The 26,692-nt window shown below is 75.8% G+C and carries 3 protein-coding genes; all 3 read left to right on the top strand.

The genetic code is table 11. From position 1 onward, the window contains the following. The first annotated feature begins 12 nt into the window (after positions 1-12). From ABT403_RS28865 to ABT403_RS28875, 3 genes are read left to right on the top strand one after another with little or no spacing between them, the layout of a single operon-like run. Positions 13-4,542 (top strand): type I polyketide synthase, encoded by a 4,530-nt coding sequence (locus tag ABT403_RS28865; protein WP_344155058.1) that lies wholly within the window; start codon positions 13-15, stop codon positions 4,540-4,542. After that, positions 4,535-13,117 carry a non-ribosomal peptide synthetase gene (locus ABT403_RS28870; RefSeq protein ID WP_344155061.1) on the top strand — a complete coding sequence of 2,861 codons (8,583 nt, stop codon included), beginning with the start codon at positions 4,535-4,537 and terminating at the stop codon, positions 13,115-13,117. Before ABT403_RS28865 ends, ABT403_RS28870 begins: the two co-directional genes overlap by 8 nt. After that, positions 13,114-26,658 carry a non-ribosomal peptide synthetase/type I polyketide synthase gene (locus tag ABT403_RS28875; RefSeq protein WP_344155064.1) on the top strand — a complete coding sequence of 4,515 codons (13,545 nt, stop codon included), beginning with the start codon at positions 13,114-13,116 and terminating at the stop codon, positions 26,656-26,658. Before ABT403_RS28870 ends, ABT403_RS28875 begins: the two co-directional genes overlap by 4 nt. The last annotated feature ends 34 nt before the right edge of the window (positions 26,659-26,692 follow it).

The raw sequence follows: 26,692 nt of genomic DNA on the forward strand, positions 1-26,692 counted from the left end.
ACGGAGTACACCTTGCACGAAGAGCAGATCCCGATCGACTGGGACGACACCGCCGGCCGGATCGCCGTCGTCGGCATGGCCGGGCGGTTCCCCGGTGCGGAATCGGTCGCCGGCCTCTGGGAGCTGCTGGCTTCCGGGACCGAGGCGATCACCCGTTTCTCCCCCGAGGAGCTGCGCGCGTCCGGAGTGCCGGAAGCCCTGCTCTCCGCGCCGGGGTACGTCCCCGCCAAGGGCGTCCTGGAGGACATCGAGGGCTTCGACGCCCAGCTGTTCGGCTACAGCGCGGCCGAGGCCGCGCTCATCGACCCGCAGCAGCGGATCTTCCTGGAGTGCGCCTGGTCGGCGCTGGAGGACGCCGGCTGCGACCCCGACCGGACCCCGGGCGCGGTCTCGGTGTACGCGGGGTCGCTGCTGAGCAGCTACCTCATCCACAACCTGCTGCCCCGCACGGACCTCCAGGCGACCTTCGGGCTGCCGCTGCTGTTCCAGGGCAACCAGGTGGACCAGCTGGCGACACGGGTCGCGTACAAGCTGAACCTGCGCGGCCCGGCCGTCACGGTGCAGACCGCGTGCTCCACCTCGCTCGTCGCGGTGCACATGGCGGTGCAGAGCCTGCTGAGCGAGGAGTCCGACCTCGCGCTCGCCGGCGGTGTGACCGTGACCGTGCCGCACCGGGCGGGGTACCTGCCGGCCGACGGCGGGATCGAGTCGGCGGACGGCCACTGCCGTCCGTTCGGCGCCGGTGCGAACGGCACGGTGTTCGGCAACGGGGCGGGTGTCGTCGTACTCAAGCGCCTGGCGGACGCGCTCGCGGACGGCGACCGGGTGCACGCGGTGATCCTGGGCTCGGCCGTCAACAACGACGGCGCCGCCAAGGCGGGTTACACCGCCCCCGGCGTCGAGGGCCAGACCGCGGTGATCCGGGAGGCACTGGCGCTGTCCGGGGTCGCCCCGGAGTCGGTCGGCTACGTCGAGGCGCACGGCACGGGCACGCCCATCGGGGACCCGATCGAGGTCGCGGCGCTGACCGCGGCCTACGGCGGCACGGGAGCCGGCCGCGCGAGCATCGCCCTGGGGTCCGTCAAGTCGAACGTGGGGCACCTGGACGTGGCCGCCGGTGTGACCGGCCTGATCAAGGCGGTGCTCGCGCTGCGGGAGGGCCGGATCCCGGCCAGTCTGCACGCCGGGGAGACCAACGCCGCGCTGGGTCTGGACGACGGGCCGTTCTTCGTGCCCGGCGAACTCGCCGCGTGGCCGGTGGCCGGGGGGCCGCGGCGTGCGGCGGTGAGCGCTTTCGGCATCGGCGGCACCAACGCCCATCTGGTCCTGGAGCAGGCCCCGGCCGCTCCCGCGCCGGCCGCCGCTTCCGTCGCCGGCGAGCCCGCCGGGGCCGTGGCGCTGCCGCTGTCCGCCCGGACCCGGACCGCGCTCGACGCGCTGGCCGGGCGGCTGGCCGACGACCTCGACGCGCACCCGGAGCGCCCCCTGGCGTCCGTCGCCCGGACCCTGCGGGGCGGGCGCCGCGAGCTGGCCCACCGCCGGGTCGTCGTCGCCGACGGCACGGGTGCGGCCGCGGCCGCCCTGCGCGCCGGCACCGCACGCGACTCGGTCCTCGGCCGGGCGGACCTGGGCACGGCCCGGGCGGCGTTCCTGCTGCCGGGCCAGGGCGCCCAGTTCCCCGGCATGGCCCTCGGGCTGTACGGGGCCGAACCCGTCTTCCGCGAGGCGCTGGACGAGTGCGCGCGGCTGCTCGCACCGCACCTGGGCCGCGACCTGGTCGAGCTGCTGCGCGAGGGCTCCGCGGAGGAGCTGCGCCGCACCTCGGTGACCCAGTCGGTGGTGTTCTCCGTCAGCCACGCGCTGTCGCGCCTGCTGGAGCACCGCGGGGTGCGTCCGGCGGCCCTGCTCGGACACAGCCTGGGCGAGTTCACCGCGGCGTGCCTCGCGGGTGTCCTCGACCTGCCGGACGCGCTGGCCCTGGTGGCCGCGCGCGGCCGGCTGATGGAGGAGATGGCTCCCGGCGCCATGCTCGCGGTGCCGCTGGAGGAGGCGGAGGCGCGGGCCGTGGCCGCCGGGCACGGCCTCGACCTCGCCGCCGTCAACGGCCCCCGGGCCGCCGTGCTGTCGGGTCCCGCGGAGCAGGTGGCGGCCGCGGCCGAGGCGCTGGCCGCCCGCGGTGTGCGGGCACTGGCGCTGCCGGTGGAGCGCGCCTTCCACAGCCGGCTGTGCGAGTCCGCGGCCGAGCGGTTCGCCGCGGAGCTGGAGAAGGTGGAACGGCACGCCCCCCGGATTCCGTTCCTGTCGAACCTGACGGGTGACTGGATCACGCCCGAGCAGGCCGTGGACCCGGCGTACTGGGCGCGGCAGATGCTCTCGCCCGTGCGGTTCCACGACGGACTGGGCCGCCTGGCCGCCTTCGACGAGCAGCTGGTGCTGGTCGAGGCCGGGCCGGGCAGCGTCCTGACCGACCTGGTCGCGGCGGGCCGCGAGGCGGCACCGCGGACGGCCCTGCCGATGCTGCCCAGCCGGGGCCGCACGGCGGCCGGTGAGGCGGCGGCGGCCCTGCTGTCGCTGGGCAGCCTGTGGGCGCACGGCGTCCCGGTCTCCTGGGGCGGTACGGGCGACGGCGCGCCCCGCGCCGAGCTGCCCGGGTACCCCTTCGAGCGGGTCCGGCACTGGATCGAACCCGCCGGGCCCGCCCCGTGGGCCGCTGCCGGCTCCCTGCCCGGCGCGACCGGGCCCGCCGCCGCGCCGGAGGCCGGCGGTGCACCGGACGTCTTCCACGCCCGCGTCGAGTGGCGGGACGCCGGGCTCCCCACCGACGACGACCCCTTCGGGGGCCGCCGGCACACCTGGCTGGTGCTGCTCGACGCGGAGCAGCGGGCCCAGCCGGTGGTGGACCTGCTGACGGCCCGCGGCCAGATCGTCACCTGCGTGCTGCCCGGCAGCGAGTACCGCCGTGTCCGGCGCGGGGTGTACGAGATCGACCCGGCCGACCCCGGGCACTACGCCCGCCTCCTCACCGACCTGCGGGCCCTGGTCAGGACCCCCACGGCGGTGCTGTACGGCTGGGGCTACGGCGCGGCCGGCGCCGAAGCGGACGGCGCCTACTTCGGGCTGGTGCGCCTCGCCCGGGCGATGTCGGAGAGCGTGCTCAACGACGTCCGGCTGGGCGTGCTGACGGCGGGTGCCTTCGCCGTGGCCGACGGGGAGGGCGCCGACCCGTACGCCGCCCTGCTGAGCGGGGCCGCGATGGTGCTCCCCGAGGAGTACCGCACGCTGAAGTGCACCCAGGTGGACCTGCCGGGCGACGCGCCGCAGACGGGTCCCGACGCGGCCGACGCGGCCGCGGTCGTCCGCACGATGCGGGCCTGCGCCTCTCCCGTCACCGCGGTGCGCGATGGGCGGACGCTGGTCAGGGCCCTGCGCGAGACTCCGCTGGAGGCGCCGCAGGGAATCCCGGCGCTCCTGCGCGAGCGGGGCACCTACGTGATCACCGGTGGTCTGGGCGGCATCGGGGTGACCCTGGCCGGCTACCTCGCGCGGGCCTGCTCCGCGCGGATCGTGCTGCTGGGCCGCCGGGGCGAGGACGGGCTGGCGCCCGACGCCGCGCGGGCCCTGGAGCAGCTGCGCGCCGGCGGGGCCGAGGTGCACACCGAGCGGGCCGACGTCGCCGACGCGGCGGCGCTGGCCGGCGCCCTCGACCGGGTCCGCGAGCGCTTCGGCCGGATCGACGGGGTGGTCCACGCGGCCGGCGTCCCCGGCGGCGGCTCCGTGGAGCGGCGCGGCGACGACGAGATGCGCGCGGTCCTGGCGCCGAAGACGGCGGGGGTGCTCAACCTGCTGGACGCGCTGGGCTCCGAGGACGCCGACTTCCTGGTGCTGTGCTCCTCCCTCGCCTCGCTGGTCCCGACCTACGGGCAGGCCGACTACGCGGCGGCCAACGCCTTCCTCGACGCCGTCGCGGCGGCCGAGACCGCCCGCGGGGCCCGGTTCACCGTCTCGGTCGACTGGGACATGTGGTCCGGGGTCGGCATGGCGAGCACCGCCGAGGTGCCCGAGGACCTGCGGGCGTTCCAGCAGTCGATGCTGGAGGGCGCGCTCAGCCCGGAGCAGGGCGCGCGTGCCTTCGCCGCGCTGCTGGAGGGCCGTCCCGGCCAGGCCGTGATCGCGCGGCCCGGGACCGGGATCGCCTCCGACGGCGCCCTGCGGGCGGCCGGCCGGGCGGAGGCCGCGGAGCCGGCCGGGACGGCCGCGCCCCGCCCCGAACTGACCACCCCGTACACCGCGCCGCGCACCGAGACGGAGGAGCGGCTGGCCGTGATCTACGGACAGCTGCTCGGCCTGGAGCGGGTGGGCGTGTACGACGACTTCCTCGAACTGGGCGGCCACTCGCTGCTCGCCGCCCAGGTGGTCGCCCGCCTGCGCGCGGAGTTCGACGTGCAGATCCCCGCCCGCGTCTTCTTCGAAGGCGGGCGGATCGCGGATCTGGCCGTGGAGATCGAGGAGTGCATCATCGCTGAACTGGAGAGCCATGAGTGACACCGCAGTTCCCGGCCCCGGCCGGGCTTCCGACGCAGGTTCCGCGGGCCGGGACAGCCGGCTCGCCAGGCTCTCGCCCGAGCAGCGCGCCCGGTTCGAGGCGCGCATCCGGGGCGGGGCCCCGGCCCGCGCAGCGGCTGCGCCGTCGCTCGCCGCGGGCCGGGACCGGTCCGTACCGGCTCCGCTCTCCTTCGGCCAGGAACGCCTCTGGTTCCTGGAGCAGTTGAACCCGGGGCTCGCCGTCTTCAACGAGTACGCGGCGCTCCGTCTGCGCGGGACGCTGGACGTCCCCGCCCTGCGCACCGCGCTGGACGGGCTGGTGGCCCGCCACGAGGCGCTGCGCACCGTCGTCGCGACGGACGGGGACGGCCCCGTGCAGCATGTGCTGGACGATGCCGCGTTCGCCCTGGAGATCGTGGACCTGCCCGCCGACCCCGCGGCCGAACAGGCCGCGGCGGAGGCCGAGGCGGCACGGCCGTTCGACCTGACGGCCGGTCCGCTGTTCCGCGCCCTCCTGCTGCGCTCGGCGCCGGACCGGGCCCTCCTGGTGATCACCAACCACCACCTGGTCGGTGACGCCTGGTCCCGCCAGGTCCTCATCCAGGACCTGCGGGCGCTCTACGCGGCCGCCCTGTCGGGCACGGCCGCGCCCGCGCCGCTGACCGCCCAGTACGCCGACTGGGCGGCGTGGCAGCGCCGCGAGCTCACGGCCGAGGCACTGGCCGAACCGCTGGCGTACTGGCGGGAACGCCTCCAGGACGCCCCGCACCTGCTGGCCCTGGCCGCCGACCGTCCGCGGCCCGCCGTACCCAGCTACCGGGGTGGCCGGGTCCGGTTCGCCCTGGACGCGGGGACGACCGAGGCGATCGAGGTCCTGGCCAGGAACTCCCAGGCCACGCCGTTCATGGTGACGCTGGCCGCCTGGCAGGCCGTCCTGATGCGGCACTCCGGCCAGGAGGACGTGGTGGTCGGCGTGCCGACCGCCGGGCGCACCTCCGCCGAGTCGGAGCCCATGGTCGGCATGTTCGTCAACAGTCTGGTGGTCCGCTCCGACCTGTCCGGGGACCCGTCGTTCGCCGAGCTGCTCGGCCGGGTGCGCGAAACGGTCCTGGGGGCCCTCGCGCACCAGCAGGTGCCCTTCGAGCGCCTGGTGCAGGAGCTCCGCCCGGAGCGGGACCTGAGCTACGCGCCGCTCTACCAGGTGCAGTTCGGCTACCGGAACGTGCCCGAGCAGGAGCTGTCCCTGCCCGGCGTGTCCCTGGAGGTCGTCGACCTCGACAACGGGGTGTGCCGCGGAGACCTGACGCTGGAACTGGCGCGCGACGGGGAACTGACGTCGGGCGTGTGCGAGTTCAGCCGCGACCTGTTCGACGAGGAGACCGTGCGCGGGTGGACGGCGACGCTGTCCGCCGTCCTGCGGAGCGCCACCGCCGACCCGGACCTGCCGCTGTCGCGGCTGCTGGCGCTGTCGCCGGCCGAGACGGCCGTGCTGGACGCGGCCAACGACACCGCGACGCCCGTCGCGCCCGCCGACGGCGTGCTGCCCGGCCTGGAGCGCCAGGTCCGGGAGCGGCCCGGGGCGACCGCGCTCGTGTGCGACGGCGCCGAGCTGACGTACGCGCAGCTCGGCGCCCGGGTCGAGGAGCTCGCCGCCCGCCTGGGGGCGGCCGGCGCCGGACCCGGCTCGCTCGTGGGCCTGTGCCTGCGGCGCGGCGGCGACCTGGTCGTGTCGATGCTGGCGGTGCTGCGCACCGGGGCCGCCTACCTGCCGATGGACCCCGCCTACCCGGCGGCGCGCCTGGCGCACATGGTGGACGACGCCCGGCCCGTGCTCGTCGTGGTGCACGCGGCGTCCCGCGACGCGGCGCCGGCCGGCGCCCCGCTCCTCGATCTGGACTCCGCCGGCGCCGACGCGCCGGCCGGCGTCCCGTCCCCGGCCGGGGACGTGGCGGCCGAGGCCTCGCCGGACTCCCCCGCCTACGTCATCTACACCTCGGGGTCCACCGGTAGGCCCAAGGGCGTCGTGGTCCGCCGCCGCAACCTGGACAACTTCCTCGTCGCGATGGACGCGGTCGTGGAGACCGACGGGCCGGTCGGCTGGCTGGCGGTGACCAGCGTCTCCTTCGACATCTCCGTGGTCGAGCTGCTGTGGACGCTCAGCCGCGGCCACCGCGTCGTGCTCAGCGCGGACCCCGAGGCGGCGCCGGCGCCCGCCGCGCACCCCACCCCTTCCCCGGCCGCGCAAGCGGACGCCGCGGGGCCGGAGTTCAGCCTGTTCTACTTCTCCGGCTCCGAGCCGGAATCGGGCCCCGGGCCCGAGCAGTACCGGCTGCTGACGGAGGGCGCCGCCTTCGCGGACACCCACGGCTTCAGCGCCGTGTGGATGCCCGAGCGGCACTTCCACGCCTTCGGCGGCCCCTTCCCGGCCCCGTCCGTGCTCGCCGCCGCCGTCGCCAGTGCCACCACCCGGATCGGCCTGCGCGCGGGCAGCGTCGTGCTCCCGCTGCACCACCCCGTCCGCGTCGCCGAGGAGTGGTCGGTCGTCGACAACCTCTCCGGCGGCCGGGTCGGGCTCTCCTTCGCCTCCGGGTGGCACGTGGACGACTTCGTCCTGGCCAAGGACGCCTACGAGGGGCGCAACGAGCTGCTCCTGAGCGGGATCGACGAGGTACGGCGGCTGTGGCGCGGCGAGCGGGTGCCCTTCGAGGCCCCCGGCGGCCGGTCGGCCGACATCGCCGTACTGCCCCGGCCCGTCCAGGCCGAGCTGCCGTTCTGGCTGACCTCCTCGGGCAATCCCGAGACCTGCCGGCGGGCCGGTGAGATCGGCGCAGGGCTGCTGACCCACCTGCTCGGGCAGAGCGTGGACGACCTCGCCGAGCGGATCACCACCTACCGGGACGCCTGGCGGGCGGCCGGCCACGCCGGCGAGCCCCACGTCACGCTGATGCTGCACACCTACGTCGGCGAGGACGCCGAGGACGTCCGGGCCCGCGCCTGGGAGCCGTTCCGCGACTACCTGCGCTCCTCGCTCGGCCTGATCGAGAACATGGCCCGCGGCCTCGGCATGGACATCCGCTCCGCGGACTTCACCCCGGAGGACCTGGAGGCGCTCCTCGACCACGCCTGCGCCCGCTACATGGGCGACGGCTCCCTCATCGGCACCGCCGAGGACTGCCTGCCGCTGGTGCGCCGCCTGACGGACATCGGCGTGGACGAGCTGGCCTGCCTGCTCGACTTCGGAGTGGACGCCGACGCCGTCGTCGCGGCGCTCCCCCGGCTCGACGCCCTGCGCCGGGCCGCGGCCGCGCCGCGGACGGCCGTGCCCGCGGCGGTCTCCGGACCGGGCGACGGCTCCCTGACGGCGCTGGTGCGCCGCCACGGCGTCACCCACCTGCAGTGCACGCCGTCCCTGGCGCGCACCCTGCTCGACGACGCCGACGCCGACGCCCTGCGCGGCCTGCGGATGCTGCTGCTCGGCGGCGAACCGCTGGACCGCGGCCTGGCGCTGCGGCTGCACGAGCGGCTCGACGCGGACATCCGCAACATGTACGGGCCGACGGAGACCACCGTCTGGTCGACCACCGACACCGTCGCCCCCGGCGGCGCACCGGTCCTGATCGGCAGGCCCCTGGCCAACACCACCGTCTACGTCGTCGACGGGCACGGCCGGAGGGTCCCCGCCGGGGTCCCCGGTGAGCTGCTCATCGGCGGGGCCGGGGTGGCCGCGGGGTACCTGGAGCGTCCCGAGCTGACCGCCGGACGGTTCGTCCCCGACGTCTTCGGCCCGGACCCCGAGGCCCGCCTGTACCGCACCGGCGACATCGTCCGCACCACGGCCGACGGGCGCCTGGAGTACCTCTCGCGCAACGACCACCAGGTCAAGATCCGCGGCTTCCGGGTGGAGACCGGCGAGGTGGAGGCCGTGCTGGCGGACCTGCCCGGGGTCCGGCAGGCCGTCGTGACGGCCCACGGCCTGGGCACCGACCGGGCCGCGCTGACCGCCTACGTCGTCGCCGACGGCGAGGCCGCTGACCCGGGCGCGCTGCGCGCGGCGCTCGCCGAGCGGCTGCCCGCCTTCCTCGTGCCGTCCCGCTTCCTGCTGCTCGACGCGTTCCCGCTGACCAGCAACGGCAAGGTGGACCGGGCGGCGCTCCCCGCGCCGGGCACCGCCGTCACGGGCCGCCCGTACGAGGCGCCCGCCGACGCCATCGAGCAGGAGATCGCCGAGATCTGGCGCAGCGCGCTGGAGGCCGAACGGGTCGGCCGGCACGACGACTTCTTCGAGCTGGGCGGCCACTCCCTGCTGGCCACCCAGGTGCTCGCCCGCATCCGGCGGGACCTGGAGGTCCAGCTGCCGCTGCGGGTGTTCTTCACCTCGCCCACGGTCGCCGACCTGGCGCGTACGGTCCGGGAGCTGCGCTCCGCGGCCGAACCGGCCCAGGAGGCCGCGGCCGTCGTGCTGCGCCACGACCCGGCGTCGCGCCACGAGCCGTTCCCGCTGACGGACGTGCAGCGCGCCTACTGGATCGGGCGCAGCGGCGCGGTCGGCGGCGACGTCTCCTGCCACCTGTACGTCGAACTCGACGTCACCGACCTGGACCTGGACCTGCTCCAGGACGCGTGGCGGGCCCTGGTGCGCCGTCACGACGCGCTGCGCCTGGTGGTGGGCGCGGACGGCACCCAGCGCGTGCTGGAGTCCGTCCCGGACTACCGCATCGAGTCCCAGGACCTGGCGCCGCTGGCCGCCGGGGCGCAGGCCGAGCGCCTGGCCGGGATCCGGGCCTCGATGTCGCACCAGGTCCTGCCCGCGGACACGTGGCCCCTCTTCGAGCTGCGGGCCAGCCGGCTCGGTTCCGGCCGCGACCGGCTGCACCTGTCCATCGACACCCTGATCGCCGACGGCGGCAGCGTACGGATCCTGCTCGGTGAACTGCTCGCCGTGTACCAGGGCCGACTGGCGCCGCAGCCGCTGGAGCTGACCTTCCGCGACTACGTGATGGCCGACCAGGAGCGGCGTCTGGGCGCCGCCTACGAGCGCGACCTCGCCTACTGGCAGGCGCGGCTGGAGACCCTGCCGCCCGCACCGCGGCTTCCGCTGTGCACGCAGCCGGAGTCGCTGGCCGAGACCCGCTTCGGACGCCGCGAGGAGTACCTGCCCGCCGAGGTGTGGGAGCGGCTCAAGGCGCGGGCCTCCAAGGAGCGGATCACCCCCTCCGCGGTGGCGCTGACCGCCTACTCCCAGATCCTGGGGACGTGGTCCGCGGACGACCGGTTCACCCTGAACCTCACCCTCTTCAACCGGATCGGCGACCACGCCGATCTGCCCGCCCTCGTGGGCGACTTCACCGCCCTGAGCCTGTTCGAGGTGGACGGCGGCTGCCGCGACGGCTTCGCCGTGCGCGCCCGCCGGGTGCAGGAGCGGCTCTGGGAGGACCTGGAGCACCGTCTGGTGAGCGGGGTGCACGTGGCCCGCGAGCTGATGCGGCGGCGCGGTGCCGCCGCGGCCGCGATGCCGGTGGTGTTCACGAGCGAGCTGGGCGCCGCCGACGACGGCGGCAGTGCCGCGCTGCGCGAGCTGGGCGCCGAAGTGGTCCACACGATCACCCAGACCCCGCAGGTGTGGCTCGACCACCAGATCTCCGAGGACGCCGGGCGGCTCCGGCTCACCTGGGACGCCGTCGAGGCGCTGTTCCCCGACGGGATGCTCGACGACATGTTCGCCGCGTACACGGGGCTGCTGCGCGCCCTCGCGGACGACGACGCGTTCTGGACCGACGGGCACCGCAGCGTGCTGCCCGCCTGGCAGCACGAGGCCTACCGGGCGCTCAACGCCACCGAAGGCCCGCTGCCCGGCGGACTGCTGCACGAGCCGTTCCTGGCCCGGGCGGCGGACCGGCCGGAGGCGACCGCCGTGATCTCGGCGACCGGCACCGTCACCTACGGCGAGCTGGAGCGCGCCTCCGCGTCCGTGGCACGCGCGGTGCGGGACGCGGGCGCGGGCGTCGGCGACCTGGTCGGCGTCCTGATGGGCCGGGGCTGGGAGCAGGCCGCAGCCGTGCTCGGCGTGCTGCGGGCCGGCGCCGCCTACCTGCCGCTCGACGCGAAGCTCCCGCAGGCCCGGATCGCGCACACCCTGCACCACGCGGGGGCGGTCGGGGTGGTCGTCCTGCCGGACGGCGAAGCCGCCGCCAAGGCGCCCGGGGACGTGGCCCGGATCGTGTTCGACCCCGAGGCCGCGCACGACGACGACGGCCCCGGGGTGGTGTCCGCCGCCACCGCGGACGACCTCGCGTACGTGATCTACACGTCGGGCTCGACCGGCGACCCCAAGGGCGTCGTCATCGACCACCGGGGCGCGCTCAACACCGTCACGGACGTCAACGAGCGGTTTACGGTCGGCCCGCAGGACCGGGTGTTCGGCATCTCGGCGCTCGGCTTCGACCTGTCGGTGTACGACCTGTTCGGGACGTTCGCCGCCGGCGCCGCCCTGGTGATGCCCGGCGACGACGAGGACCGCGACCCGGTGCGCTGGTCGCGCGCGGTCGCCGAGCACGGCGTGACCGTGTGGAACTCGGTCCCCGCACTGATGGAGATGCTGCTGGCGCACTCACTGGGCAACCCCGGCGCCGTCCTCGGGTCGCTGCGGCTGGTCATGCTCAGCGGCGACTGGATCCCGGTCGGCATGCCCGGCCAGATCCGGGAGGTGGCTCCCGGCAGCCGGGTGATCAGCATGGGCGGGGCGACGGAGGCGTCGATCTGGTCGGTGCTGCACCCGGTGGACACCGTGGACCCGCAGCGGCCGAGCATTCCGTACGGCCGCCCGATGCGGAACCAGTCGATGCACGTCCTGGACGAGGCGTTCCGGCCCTGTCCCGTCTGGGTCCCCGGCGCGCTGTTCATCGGCGGCGTCGGGCTGGCCCTGGGCTACCACCGGGCACCCGAGCTGACCGGGAAGGCGTTCGTCTCCCACCCGGTCACCGGTGAACGCCTGTACCGGACCGGCGACCTGGCCCGGCTGATGCCGGACGGCACGCTGGAGTTCCTCGGCCGCGAGGACTCGCAGGTCAAGGTGCGCGGCATGCGCATCGAGCTGGGCGAGATCGAGGCCGCGCTGGTGCGCACCGACGGGGTGCGGGAGGCCGCCGCCCTGGTGGAGGGCTCCGGCAGCAGCGCGCAGCTGGTCGCGTACGTGGTCGAGGACGGCGCATCCGGGGCCCCGGCCGCCGTGCCCGCCGCGGGCGGGTTCGACGCGGAGCGGCTGCGCCGGCTGGAGGTCCGGATGAGCCAGCCCGGACGCCGCGGGGACCTGGCCGGGCGTGCGGTGCTGCCGTTCACCCGGCCTGCCGACGCGGCGGCGCTGCGCACGGCCGCGGCCGGCTGGGGCAGCGCGGACGCCTTCGGGCCGGTCCCGGTGCCGGATGCCGCACTGCACGCACTGCTGACGGTCCTGGCCCGCCAGGACGACTCGGGGGTGCCGAAGTACGGCTACGGCTCGGCCGGCGGGCTCTACCCGGTCCAGGTCTACGTCCACGTCGCGCCCGGCGGCGTGGCGGGCGTGGCCGCGGGGACGTACTACTTCGACCCTGCGCAGCCCGCCCTCGTGGCGATGCGCCAGGACGTGGGCTACGAGCCGGCCCTGTTCGGCGCGGCCAACCGCGACCTCGCGGGGTCGGCCGGGTTCGGCATCTACCTGGTCTCCCGGGAATCGGCCATCACCCCGTCCTACGGGTCCCTGTCGGACAGGTTCTGCCTGCTGGAGGCCGGTGCGATGGCACAGCTGCTGCGTCAGCGGGCCGCCGACTGCGGACTGGCGCTGCGGCCGGTCGGCGACGTCCATGCCGAACCGCTGCGCGAGGCCCTGTGCCTGGAGGACGGCCAGTCCGTCCTGCACAGCATGATCGGCGGAGCGGCCGCCGGGGCCTCGCGATCCGGCGCCCACCGGGAGGAGGCCCTGCGTGCCGTCCTCGCGGAGCGGCTCCCCGTCTACATGGTGCCGCGCCGCATCCGGAGCATCGACGCGCTGCCGTTGAGCGCGAACGGCAAGGTGGACCGCAAGGCGCTGGCGCGCCGGGCGGCCGTCGCCGAGGTTCCCACCGCCCCCGCCACCGCCCCCGCCCTGGCGGTTCCCGCGCAGGCACCGGCACCGGCGCCGGCCCGGGTGCCGGCCCTACCGCCCGCCGTGATGGCGGCCGCCGCCGGCGGCGGCGCCACGGGGCAGCTGGTCCGGCTGTGGGAGGAGGTGCTGGGCAGCGAGAGCGTCGGCCTGGACACCAACTTCTTCGAACTGGGCGCCACCTCCATCCACCTGGTGCAGGTACAGCGGCGGATCCGCGAGGAGCTCGGCCGGGAGGTGCCGGTCCTCGAGCTCTTCGAGCACCCGACCATCCGTCTGCTGGCGGCCCTCCTCGACGAGCAGGGCCCGTCCGCACCCGTGACCGAACCGGCGCCGGCGGAACCGGCGGTACCGGCGGCCGATCCCGCACCCGCACCCGCACCGCAGCCCGCCCGGTCTCAGCACCACGAACGACGCCGGTCCGCTCGCCGCGGCGGGACCGGCAGGGGCACGACCGCATGAGCACGAGCACGAACAGAGAAGAGATGTCGATGACCGACCGGATGACCGGAGACGCCGGGCAGCTGCCCGGCGACGTCCCGGACGCGGTGGCCGTCACCGGGCTGGCCTGCCGGTTCCCCGGCGCGGCCGACAGCACCGAGTTCTGGGCGAACCTGCTGGCCGGGCGCGAGACCCTGACCTTCCGCAGCCCGGAGGAGCTCGCCGCGCTCGGCGTGCCGCCGGAGCGGCTCGCCGACCCGCGTTTCGTCGCCTCCGGCGGCGTGCTGGAGGACACCGACCGGTTCGACGCGGCGTTCTTCGGCATCACCCCGCGCGAGGCGGAGCTGATGGACCCGCAGCACCGGCTGTTCCTCCAGTGCGCGGTCTCCGCCCTGGAGGACGCCGGCCAGCGCCCGGACCGCACCCGCGGCGACATCGGGGTGTACGCCGCGTCCGGCTTCAACTCGTACCTCACCCACCAGCTGCTCCCGTACGCCGACGAGCTCGCCGACCGCGCCGACGTGCAGTGGCTCGCGGGGAGCGACAAGGACTACCTGGCCACCCAGGTCTCCTACCGGCTCGGCCTCACCGGACCCAGCCTGAACGTCCAGACCGCCTGCTCCTCCGCGCTGGTCGCGGTGCACCTGGCGGCCGAGGCGCTGCTGAGCGGCGAGTGCGACGTCGCGCTCGCCGGCGCGGTGTCGGTGGGCGTGGCCCAGGGACTGGGCTACCTGCACAGCGAGGGCGGCATCCTGTCCGCGGACGGCCACTGCCGCCCCTTCGACGCGGAGGCCACCGGCACCGTGTTCGGCAGCGGTGTCGGCGCGGTCGTGCTCAAGCGGCTGGCCGACGCCCTGGAGGACGGGGACACCATCCGCGCCGTCCTGCGCGGATCCGCGGTCAACAACGACGGCAGCCAGAAGGTCGGCTTCACCGCTCCGAGCACGAGCGGCCAGGTCCGGGTCATCACCGCGGCGCAGGACGTCGCCGGGATCCGCCCCGAGGAGCTGGCCTGCCTGGAGGCGCACGGCACCGGTACCGCGCTCGGCGACCAGATCGAACTCGCGGCGCTGCGGAAGGTGTTCGCGGGCGCCCCGGAGAGCCGGTGCGTGCTGGGGGCCGTCAAGTCCAACGTGGGCCACCTGGACACCGCCGCGGGCATGGCCGGCCTGATCAAGACCGTCCTCTCCCTCCAGCACCGCACGCTGCTGCCCACCGTGCACTTCGACCGGCCCCACCCCGGGCACGGGCTGGACGGCAGCCGCTTCCGCGTCCTGACCGAGGCGGAGCCGTGGAGCGGTCCCGAAGGGGACATGCTCGCGGGCGTCAGCTCGTTCGGCATCGGCGGCACCAACGCCCACCTGGTCCTGCAGGAGCCGCCGCGGCCCCCCGCCGCGCACGGCGGCGGAGAGCCGGGCCGGTGGCAGCTGCTGCCGCTGTCCGCGCGCTCCGAGGCCGCGCTGGAGCGCAGCGCGGCGGCCCTGTCGGGCGCACTGGGCGAGCGGCCCGCCGGCTCGCTGCGCGACGCCGCGCACTCCCTCCAGACCGGCCGGCGCGAGTTCGAATGGCGCCGGGCGGTAGTGGCCCGGGACACCGCGGAGGCCGCGGAGGCCCTCGCCGTGCCCGCCGCGGGCACGGCCTCCGGGTCCGCGGCCGGCGCCGTGTTCGTCTTCCCGGGCCAGGGCAGCGGCTTCCCCGGCATGGGCGCCGAGGCCCACGCGGCGGAGCCCGTGTTCCGCGAGGCGCTGGAGCAGGCGCTGGAGGCGCTGCGGCCGTGGACGGACGCCCCGCTGCGGGACCTGCTGCTGGATCCGGAGCACCCGGACCTGTTCGACCGCACCGAGGTGGCGCAGCCCGCGCTGTTCGCCTTCGAGTACGCGCTGGCCTCCTGGTGGGCCGCGGTGGGCATCCGCCCGGCCGCGCTGGTCGGGCACAGCGTCGGCGAGTTCACCGCGGCCGCGCTCGCCGGGGTGTTCACCCTGGCGGACGCCGCCCGGCTGGTGGCGGCCCGAGGCCGCCTGATGGGCCGTCTGCCCGTCGGCGCGATGCTGGCCGTTCCGCTGCCGGAGGCCGAGGTGCGCGCCCTGCTCGGGGACGACCTCGACGTCGCCGCCGTCAACGCGCCGGACCGCTGCGTGGTGGCCGGCGCGCCGGAGGCGGTGGAGCGGCTGCGCGAGCGGCTGGCCGCCACCGGGGTCGCGGCCCGTGTACTGGCCACCCGGCACGCCTTCCACTCCCGCCACGTGGACTCCGTACTGGCCGAGTTCACGGCACTGGCCGCCGGGATCCCGATGCGGGCGCCCTCGCTGCCCGTGGTCTCGTCGGTCACCGGCACCTGGCTGACCCCCGAGGAGGCCTGCTCCCCCGCCTACTGGAGCCGGCAGATGCGCGAGGCCGTGCGCTTCGCCGACGCCCTGGCCCGCTGCCCGAAGACGGTGCCGGTGCTGGAGACCGGCCCCGGTGGCGCCCTCGCACCCGCCGCCCGCCGCACGCTGGGCGCCGGACGGAAGGTGCTGGCCGGCGTCTCCCGGACGGAGCCGGGGAAGGCACCGGACCGGCTCACCGCGCTGGCCGCCCTGTGGACGGCGGGCGCCGAGGTGGACTGGTCGCAGCTGGGCGACCGGGCCGGGCTGCGCCGGATCCCGCTGCCCACCTACCCGTTCGAGCGCGACCGGCACTGGTTCGAGCCCGCCTCCGGCACCCGGGGCCCCGCCGCCCCCGCCCGGGCCGCGGCCGTGCCCGCCGGGGTGGACGGCTGGTTCCGGGCCGCCGACTGGCAGCGCTCGGCCCCGCCCGCCGCCCCGCCCCGCGCCCTGGGCACCGTCCTGCTGCTCGCCGACGCGTCCGGCCTGGGTACGGAGCTGGCCGGCCTGCTCGCCGGGGCCGGATCCCGGGTGGTCACGGCCCGGGCCGCGGACGCCCCCCTCGCGACGGGCTCCTTCGCCCGGTCCGGCGACGGCTACCTGCTGCACCCCGGCGACCGCGAGGCCTTCCGGGCGCTCGCCGCCGACCTGGCCGGACGCGGGGACGCGCCGGACCTCGTGCTCGGCTGCTGGGCGATGGACGACCCGGACCTGGACGACGCCGGGCCCGACCTGATCGGCGACGCCGCTGCGGCGGCCGTCACCGTGCCCGTCTTCACGGCGCGCGCGCTGGGCGAGGTCTTCCCGGGCCGCCCGGTGCGGATGCTGTTCGTGACGGACGGCGCCCAGGCCGTCGGCGGACAGCCGCCGCGCGCCCCGCACTCGGCCGCGGTGACCGGTCCGGTACGGGTGATTCCGCTGGAGGCGCCCCTGCTCACGGTGCGCGCCGTCGACGTCGCGTGCCCCTCGCGCACCGCAGCCGCGCTGGCCAAGGCCGCGCAGGGGGTGCTCGCCGAGGTGTACGCCGAGTCCGCCTGGGAGTCCGCCGAGCCGCTGGTGGCCCTGCGCGGGCGTGGGCGCTGGACGCCGGCCATGGGCCGCCCCGAGCTGGCCGGCCCGTCGGACGGGCCGGTGCTCCGGGACGGCGGCACCTACCTCGTCACGGGCGGCATGGGCGGCATCGGGCGGGCGGTCGCCGAGTGGTGCGCCGCCCGGACCTCCCACTGCACGCTGGTGCTGGTCACCCGCCGGTCCGTGCCCGACGGCCCGCACTGGACGGTGATCCGCCCCCAGGGGCAGGTCGCTCCGTCCGCCACCGCTTCGCCGGAGACGGCCGGATGGTTCGCCGCGCTGGCCGCCGAGGGCGCCACCGTGCGCGTGGTACAGGCCGATGTGGCCGACGCCGACGCCCTCGGGGAGGCGCTGGACCGGGTCCGCGCCACGGACGGCCGGATCGACGGCGTGGTGCACGCGGCCGGTGTGCCGGGCGGCGGCGTGGTGTCGCTGCGCACCGCGCAGGAGATCGGCCGGGTCCTGGACCCCAAGGTCCGGGGCACCGTCGTGCTGCACCGCCTCACCCGGGACGACGCACCCGACTTCTTCGTGCTCTGCTCCTCCGCGATGGCCGTGGTCGGCGCACCCGGCCAGGCCGACTACGCGGCCGCCAACGCCTTCCTGGACAGCTTCGCGCACACCGTCGACACCGCGGTGTCGGTGGGCTGGGACCGCTGGTCCGAGGTGGGCATGGCCGTCGGGAGCGGCTCCCCGTCCTGGACCGGGGGCGAGCCCCTCGACCACCCCCTGTTCGACCTCCGCCGCACCGGCGACGGCGGCGCCGTCGAGCTGCGGCTGCGGCACGGCGCGCAGACCGCCTGGCTGTCGGACGAGCACCGCCTCGGCGGCGAGCCCGTCCTCCCGGGCACCTCGCTGCTGGACCTGGCGACGGCCGCGTTCCGGCAGGTCTCGGGCTCCGGCCCGGCCGAGCTGCGCGACGTCGTCTTCGCCCGGCCGCTGCGCGTCCCGGAGGGCGAACACCCCGAGATCACCGTCCGGCTCGCCCCGCGCGACGGCGGGTACGACTGGTCCGTCCTGTCCCCGCAGTCACCGGCCCGTCCGCACGCGAACGGCTCCGTGGCGGCCTTCACCGGCCCGGACCCCCTGCCGGTCGATCTGGCCGGTGCCGCGCACCGGTGCGGCGCACCGGTGGAGCTCACCGGGGCCGGCGCCGCACGCGGCGGGGCCGGTCTGACCACGGGTCCGCGCTGGGAGAGCCTGGTCGAGGCGCGGCAGTCCGAGCGGGAGGGCTTCCTCGCGCTGGCCCTGCCCGGCGCCTTCCACGGCGACCTGGCGGCCCATCCGCTGCACCCGGCCCTGCTGGACCTGGCGACCGGCGCCGTCGTCGCCCGTACGGGCACCCACCTGCCCGTGGCGTACCGCCGGCTGGTGGTGCACCGCGACCTCCCGGCCGAGGTCCGGGTCCTGACCTTCCAGCGCGAGGGCTCCGGCGCCCGGGACACCCTGGTGGTGGACCTCGTGCTCACCGGGCCGGACGGCCTGCCCGCGGTCACCGTCGAGGGGTTCGTGCTGCGCCCCGCACAGGGCGGCGCCCGGCGCGCCGCGGAGCCCGAGGAGGGCGGCATCGCCACCCGGGAGGGCCTCGCCGCCCTCGAGCGGGTCCTCGCCAACCAGCACCTGCCGCACCTGCTCGTCAGCCCGCGCGCCGGGCTCGGGGACCGGCCGCGGCCGACGCCGCGCCCGGCGGCGAAGTCCGCCGGGCCGGCGTCCGGGGCCGGGTCCGGCGGGGCACCGCGCGACGAGGTGGAGCAGCAGCTCGCGGACGTCTGGGGCAAACTGCTCGGCATCCCCGGCGTCGGCATGGACGACAACATCTTCGAACTCGGCGGGGACTCCCTGCTGATCGTCCAGATCGCCGCCGAGTGCCAGCGCCTGGGGCTCTCCGTCTCCCCCGGTGACGTCTTCGAACTGCCCACCATCGCCCGGCTCGCCGAGCGGCTGCGCAGCAACGCGGCCGCGGCCGAGGCGGACGGGCTGGACGGGGCGGACGGCGACCGGTCCCCGGCGGAGCCGGTCCTGCCGGCGACGGAGGCGGCCGGTCCGCGGGAGATCCCGCTGTCCTTCGCCCAGTCCGCCCTCTGGTTCCACGGCAAGCTCCAGGGCGCGACGCCCGCCTACAACATGCCGTCGGCGATCCGGCTGTCCGGCGCCCTCGACCGGGCGGCGCTCCAGGCCGCGCTGATCGATGTGACGGAACGCCACGAGAGCCTGCGCACGGTGTTCCCGGACCGCGAGGGCGTGCCCTACCAGCACGTCCTGAGCACGCAGGAGGCCGCGCCGCGCCTGGTGTTCGCCGCCACCACCGAGGAGCTGCTCCCCGAGCAGCTGGCGGAAGTGGCGCGGCACCCCTTCGACCTGTCGGCCGAACCCCCGCTGGTCGCGCACCTCTTCGAGCTGGGCGAGGAGGAGCACGTACTGATCCTGGTGCTCCACCACATCGCCGGGGACGGCTCGTCGATGGCGCCGCTGGCCCGCGACATGATCGGCTCGTACCTCGCCCGCGCCCGCGGCGAGGCCCCCGCGTGGGAGCCGCTGCCGCTCCAGTACGCCGACTTCGCCCTGGGCCAGTACGAGCGGCTCGGCGACCTCTCCGACCCGCAGACCCTCGGCGGGAAGCAGCTCGCCTTCTGGCGCGAGGCGCTCGACGGGCTGCCCGACCACCTGCCGCTGCCCACGGACCGGCCGCGTCCCGCCGCCATGTCCTACGAGGGCGGCATCGTCCGGCACGACATCCCGGCCGCCGTCCACGAGGCCATGCTGGGACTGGCCCGGGCCAACCGGGTCAGCCTGTTCATGGTCCTCCAGGCCGGCATCACCGCCATGCTGTCGAAGCTGTCCGGCACCACCGACATCGCCCTCGGCACACCGGTGGCGGGCCGCGCCGACGCCGTGCTCGACGACCTCGTCGGCTACTTCGTCAACCCGCTGGTGCTGCGCGTGGACACCTCGGGCGAGCCGACGTTCCGCGAACTGCTCAAGCGGGTGCGCCGCACGGACCTGAAGGCGTTCGCGCACCAGGACATGCCCTTCGAGCAGCTCATCGAGGAGCTCAACCCCCGGCGTTCGCTGTCCTGGCACCCCCTCTTCCAGGTCATGCTGGCCTTCCAGAACACCCCCGAGGTGAAGCTGGATCTGCCCGGCGTGACCCTGTCCGACGAGGACGTCGACACCACGGGCACCAAGTTCGACCTGTCCTTCGGCATCAGCGAGCAGCGCGGCTCCGACGGGAGCGCGGCGGGCCTGAAGTGCTTCGTCGAGTTCAGCTCCGACCTGTTCGACCGCACCACCGTCGAGACGATGATGCGGCGCCTGGAGGGGCTCTTCGAGGCCGTACTGGCCGACCCGGACCGTCCGGTGACCGGTGGGGACCTCTTCACCGGGGACGAGCGCCGGCAGGTGCTGGAGGAGTGGAGCGGCACCACCCGCCCGCTGCCCTCCGCGACCTTCGCCGAACTGTTCGAGGAGCGGGCCGCCGCCGTCCCCTCGGCGACCGCCCTGGTCGCCGAGGACGGCGTGCTGGACTTCGCCGGGCTCAACGCCCGCGCGAACCGGCTGGCCCGGCTGCTGATCGCGCACGGGGCGGGGCCGGAGCGCTACGTCGTGCTGGCCCTGCCGCGGACCACGGACCTGATCTGCGGTCTGCTGGCCGTGCTCAAGACCGGTGGTGCGTACGTGCCGGTGCTCACCGACCAGCCGGCCGAACGCCTCGCGCACATCTACGGCGACGCGCGCCCCGTGTGCACCCTGACGACCACGGCGCTGGCCGGCCGGCTCCCCGACGGTGCGCCGGCCCTCGTCCTGGACTCCCCGGAGGTCCGGGCGCTGCTGGACGGAGCCCCGGACGACGCGGCCGCCCGGAACGTGGGCGACGCCGAACGGTCCGCCCCGGCGGACCCGTCGCACCCGGCGTACCTGATCTACACCTCCGGCTCGACGGGACTGCCGAAGGCCGTCGTCGTCGAGGACCGCAACCTCACCGCCCTCTTCCACGCCCATCACCACCAGTTCATCGGGCCCGAGGTCGCCGCCCGCGGAGGGAGGCGCTTCCGTGCCGCGCTGGTGCCCGCGCTGACCTTCGACACGGCGCTGGAGCCGCTGCTGTGGATGGTGGCCGGCCACGAGATGCACCTGCTCGGCGACGAGGTGCGGCGGGACCCCGCCGCGCTCGTCGGCTACGTGGGACGGGAGCGGATCGACTTCCTCGACGTGACCCCGTCCTACCTGCCGCAGCTTCTCGCCGAGGGGCTGCTGCCCGCCGAGGGCCACCGGCCCGCCCTGCTGATGCTGGGCGGCGAGGCCGTCGGCGAGAGCCTGTGGCAGCGGCTCGCGACCGAGCCGGGCGTCCACGCGTACAACTTCTACGGCCCCACCGAGACGACCATCGACGCGGTGTTCTGCCGGATGCGCGCGGACGAGGCCCCGGCCATCGGCCGGCCGCTGGAGAACCTGCGCGCCCACGTGCTCGACGCCGGGCTGCGCCCGGTGCCGCCGGGCGTGCCGGGCGAGCTCTACCTCGGCGGCGACCAGCTGACCCGGGGCTACCTCGGCCGGCCGGACCTGACGGCCGAGCGCTTCGTGGCCGATCCGTACGGCGCTCCGGGCAGCCGGATGTACCGGACGGGCGACCTGGCCCGGCGGCGGGCCGACGGCGCCCTCGAATACCTCGGGCGCGCCGACGACCAGGTCAAGATCCGCGGGTTCCGCATCGAGCCCGGGGAGATCGAGTCCGTGCTCACCGCATGCCCCGGCATCGGCCAGGCCGCGGTCGTCGTGCACCGGGACGGTGCGGGCGAGAGCCGGCTCGTCGCCTACACGGTGACCGCGAAGGACTCGGGGGCCGACCCGGACGAGGGCGCGCTGCGGGACCTGCTGGCGGCCCGGCTGCCCGACTACATGGTGCCGTCGGCGTTCGTCGCCCTCGACCGGATCCCGCTGACGTCCACGGGCAAGCTCGACCGGCGGGCGCTGCCCGCCCCCGTCCTGCGCGCCCGCTCCACCGGCCGGGCTCCGCGCGACGCCCGTGAGCAGGTGCTGTGCGAGCTGTTCGCGGAGGTGCTCGGACTGCCGTCCGTCGGCATCGACGACGACTTCTTCGCCCTCGGCGGCCACTCGCTGCTCGCCACCCGCCTGATCAGCAGGACCCGGTCCGTCCTCGACTCCGAACTGCCCATCCGGGCCGTCTTCGAGGCACCCACGGTCGCCGGGCTGGCCCGGCTCCTCGACCGCGGACGGCGGCGGCCCGCGCTGCGCGCCGCGGCGCGCACGGGCGACGTCCCGCTGTCCTACGCGCAGCGCCGGCTCTGGTTCCTGGAGCAGCTGGAGGGAGTCGGCGACTCCTACCACATCCCCCTCCCGCTGCGGCTCACCGGCGGGCTGGACACCGCCGCGCTGGAGGCCGCGCTGGCGGACCTCACCGCACGGCACGAGAGCCTGCGCACCGTCTTCCCCGAGGTGGACGGCGTGCCCCGGCAGGTGGTGCTGGCACCCGAGGCCGGCCGTCCGGCGCTGCCCGTGGTCCCGGTGGACGAGGAGTCACTGGCGGACGCGATGGCGTCAGCCGTCTCCCGTCCCTTCCGGCTGGACAGCGAACCGCCTCTGCGGGCGACGCTGTTCGAGCTGGCGCCGCAGGAGCACGTACTGCTGCTGGTGCTTCACCACATCGCCGGCGACGGCTGGTCCATGAAGCCGCTGGCCCGCGATCTGGCGCAGGCCTACCGGGCGCGCGCCGAGGGCGCGGCAGCCGCGTGGGCGCCGCTGCCCGTGCAGTACGCCGACTACACCCTGTGGCAGACGGAGCTGCTCGGCGACGAGCAGGACGGCGACAGCCTGGCCGCCCTCCAGAGCGAGCACTGGGTCCGGGCGCTGGCGGACCTGCCGGAGGAGCTGGCCCTGCCCACCGACCGGCCGCGGCCCGCGGTGGCGAGCCACCGCGGCGCGACCGTGCCGCTGGCGTTCGGAGCGGACCTGCACCGGGACCTGCTGGCGCTGGCGCGCGAGAGCCAGGCGAGCGTCTTCATGGTGGTGCAGGCCGCACTCGCCACCCTGTTGTCGAAGCTGGGGGCGGGCAGCGACATCCCGCTCGGCACCCCCGTCGCCGGCCGCACCGACGACGCACTCGACGACCTCGTCGGGTTCTTCGTCAACACGCTGGTCCTGCGCACCGACACGTCCGGCGACCCGACATTCCGGGAGCTGGTCCACCGGGTGCGCGAGACCGACCTGGCGGCCTACGCCCACCAGGACCTGCCCTTCGAGCGCCTGGTGGAGCTGGTCAACCCGGAGCGTTCGCTGGCCCGGCACCCGCTGTTCCAGGTCGCGCTGGCCGTGGACAGCACGCCCGAGGCCCGGATGGAGCTGCCCGGCCTGCGGGTGGACCCCGTCCCGGCCGGGGCGGCCTCCGCCAAGTTCGACCTGTCGGTCCTGCTCAGCGAGGAGCACGACGCCCAGGGCGGGCCTGCGGGCATCTCCGGCGTCCTGGAGTTCAGCCTCGACCTGTTCGACCCGGCCTCGGCAGAGCTCCTCGCGGCGCGGCTGCGCCGGGTCCTGGACGCCGCGGTGGACGGCCCCGACCGGCCGCTCTCCACGATCGGCATCCTCACCGACGGGGAACGCGCACGGGTCCTGGCCGACTGCGCGGGCGCGGAGCGGGAGCTGCCCGCCCGCACCCTCGCCGAGCTCCTCGAGGAGCAGGCGGCGCGCACCCCGGACGCCACCGCGGTGGTCTTCGGGGAGACGTCGCTGACCTATCGCGAACTGGACGCCCGTGCCGGACGGCTCGCCGCCCTGCTGGGTTCCCTCGGGGTCGGTCCCGACAGCGTCGTGGCGGTCTCGCTGCCCCGGTCGGCGGAGCTCGTCGTCGCGCTCTGCGCGGTGCTGCGGGCGGGCGGCGCCTACCTGCCGCTCGACGCCGACTACCCGGCGGAGCGGATCGCGTACATGCTCGCCGACGCGCGGCCCGCGGCCGTGCTGACCACCCGGGAGCTCGCGGCCGCACTGCCCGCCGCCGTGGCCGGCGTGCCGGTCGTCGAGGTCGACGCGGACCGTACGCGCGAGCTGCTGGCGGCCCTCCCCGACGGGTACGCGCCCGCCGTAGCCGCCTCGCCCCGGGACGCGGCGTACCTGATCTACACGTCGGGTTCGACCGGCCGCCCCAAGGGCGTGCTGGTCCCGCACGCGGCCATCGTCAACCGCCTGCTGTGGATGCAGGACGAGTACGGCCTCACCGGCCGGGACCGGGTCCTCCAGAAGACCCCGTCCAGCTTCGACGTGTCGGTGTGGGAGTTCTTCTGGCCGCTGATCAGCGGCGCCACCCTGGTGGTGGCGCGGCCGGGCGGGCACCGCGATCCCGCCTACCTGGCCGAGCTCGTCCGCGACGCCGGGATCACGACCGTCCACTTCGTGCCGTCCATGCTCGACGTGTTCCTGCGGGAGCCGGGCGCGGCGCTGTGCACCGGTCTGCGCCGGGTGGTGTGCAGCGGTGAGGCACTGCCGCTCGCCACGGAGGAACTCTTCCGCGCCACCCTGGGGGCCTCGCTGCACAACCTGTACGGGCCGACGGAGGCCGCGGTGGACGTGACCTCCTGGACCTGCGTGGACGACGGTTCGAAGCGGCCGGCGCCGATCGGGCGTCCGGTGTGGAACACGGGCGCCTTCGTCCTGGACGCCGCGCTGCGTCCGGTGCCGCCGGGCGTTCCCGGTGAGCTGTACCTGACGGGCGTCCAGCTCGCCCGCGGCTACCTGGGCCGTCCCGACCTGACGGCGGAGCGCTTCGTCGCGAACCCGTTCGGGGCTCCGGGCAGCCGCATGTACCGCACGGGCGACGTGGCCCGGCTGCGCGCCGACGGAGCGGTCGAGTACCTCGGCCGCGCCGACGGCCAGGTCAAGCTGCGCGGGTTCCGGATCGAGACGGGCGAGATCGAGGCCCGGCTCGGCGAGCACCCCGCGGTGGACCGGGCGACCGTGCTGGTCCGCGAGGACCGTCCGGGCGACGGACGGCTCACCGGCTACGTGGTGCCGGACGCCCGGCACGCCGCGCCGGTACGGGAGTTCGCCCGGATGACCGCGGAGGGCGAGACCGAGGGCCTGTCGCTGCACCGGCTGCCCAACGGGATGAGCGTCTTCGGGAACAACCCGTCGGAGGTGGAGTTCCTGTACCAGGAGGTCTTCGCCCGCGAGGAGTACGTCCGGCACGGCCTGACGCTCCCGGAGGACGCCGTCGTCTTCGACGTCGGCGCCCACATCGGGTTCTTCTCGCTGTTCGTGGCCCGGACCTGCCCGCGCTCGACGGTGTACGCCTTCGAGCCGATCCCGGAGCTGTTCACCCTGCTGTCGCGCAACGCGCGGCTGCACGGCGCCGACGTCCGGCCGTTCAACCACGGCATGGCCGAGGCACCGGGCGAGGCCTCCTTCACCTACTACCCGCAGCTTTCCATCCTCTCGGGCCGGTTCGGCGCCGCCGAGGAGGAGCGGGCGGTCGTGGAGGCGTTCGTACGCAACGACCTGGGGGCCCTGGAGGGCGGCGACGGCAGCGCCGAACTGGGGGCGGACCTGGACGACCTGCTGACGGAGCGGCTGCGCAGCGTGCAGGTGGACTGTGCCCTGCGGACGGTCTCCGACCTCATCACCGAGCAGCAGGTGACCCGCATCGACCTGCTGAAGGTCGATGCGGAGAAGAGCGAGCTGGAGATCCTGCGCGGGGTGCTGCCCGAGCACTGGCCGCTGATCCACCAGGTGGTGGCCGAGGTGCACGACGCGGGCGGCCGCCTCGCCGAGGTCGTGGCCCTGCTGACCGCCGAGGGCTTCGACGTCTTCGAGGACCGGCCCGACGCGCTGGCCGACACCGATCTGGTGAACGTCTTCGCGGTGCGGCCCGGCGGCCCGGCGGCCGGACGGCCCGCGGGCTGGGCCTCCGCGGCGTCCGCGCGGGCGGAGCGGCAGTGGTGCGACCCGGCGGAGCTCGAGGCGGACCTGCGCGCCGGTCTCGGCCGCGTGCTGCCCGAGCACATGGTCCCGTCCTCGCTGGTCTTCCTCGACGAGTTCCCGGTGACGTCCAACGGCAAGCTGGACCGGCGGGCGCTGCCCGCTCCGCAGGCCGGGCCCGAACGGGCCGGGCGGGCCGCGGAGACGGACACGGAGCGCGCCCTGTGCACGCTGTTCGCGGAGGTGCTGGGCCGGGACGGCTTCGCCGTGGAGGAGGACTTCTTCTCCTCGGGCGGGCACTCCCTGCTCGGGATCCGGCTGATCAACAGGATCCGGGAGGCGCTCGGGGCCGAGGTCCCGGTGCGCTCGCTGTTCTCGGCGCCCACCCCGGCGTCGCTCGCCGCGCTCCTCGACGGGGGTGCGGCGGCCGGACCCGACGGGAGTTCCGGGCTGCTGCCGCTGCGGGCCCGGGGGACCGCGCTCCCGCTGTTCTGCGTCCACCCGGTGGAGGGGACCAGCGCCGGGTACGCCGGCCTGCTGCCCCACCTGCCGGCCGACCAGCCGGTGTACGGGCTCCAGGCCGACGGGCTGGAGCCGGGCGGATCCGTCCCGGGGACGCTCGGGGAGATGGCGGCGGAGTACGTGCGCCGCATCCGGTCGGTGCAGCCGCAGGGCCCGTACCAGCTGCTGGGCTGGTCCTTCGGCGGCGTCGTCGCGCACGAGATCGCCGTACGGCTCCGGGAGGCGGGAGAAGCCGTCTCGCTGCTGGCGCTGATGGACAGCTACAGCGGTGACGGCTCCGGACCCGAGGTCGTGGAGAGCGAGGTGTCCGAGGTGCTGCTCGCGGTCTCCGGTGCACAGGGCCACGACACCTCCGACCGGTCGGCGGTGATCGAGCGGCTGCGCAGCGGGGGCGGCTACCTGGCGGAGCTCGGGGCCGGGGAACTGTCCACCCTGATCGACGTCTGTCTCGCCCACGCCAATCTGATGGCGCGCTTCGCGAGCCGGACCTTCGACGGCGACCTGCTCTACTTCACGGCGGAGCTGGAGGAGACGGAGGGGGCCGGCCCGGTGGCGGGCTGGCACGACCGGGTCACCGGCCGGATCGAGGAGCACGGCATCCGCAGCCGGCACCTGGAGATGACCGCTCCCGAACCGATCGCGGCGATCGCCGCGGTCCTGTCCGAACGGCTGGCCGGCTCCTGACCCGGAGCGGGGCGGCGGCACCCTCACGGGCCCG

The sequence above is a fragment of the Streptomyces sp. NPDC000075 genome, assembly GCF_040301925.1.
Classification (GTDB): domain Bacteria; phylum Actinomycetota; class Actinomycetes; order Streptomycetales; family Streptomycetaceae; genus Streptomyces; species Streptomyces polychromogenes.

Bases quoted from the DNA above. Each gene is read 5' to 3' on its own strand.
- ABT403_RS28875 (WP_344155064.1), top strand. From the start codon at position 13,114: ATGAGCACGAGCACGAACAGAGAAGAGATGTCGATGACCGACCGGATG.
- ABT403_RS28870 (WP_344155061.1), top strand. From the start codon at position 4,535: ATGAGTGACACCGCAGTTCCCGGCCCCGGCCGGGCTTCCGACGCAGGT.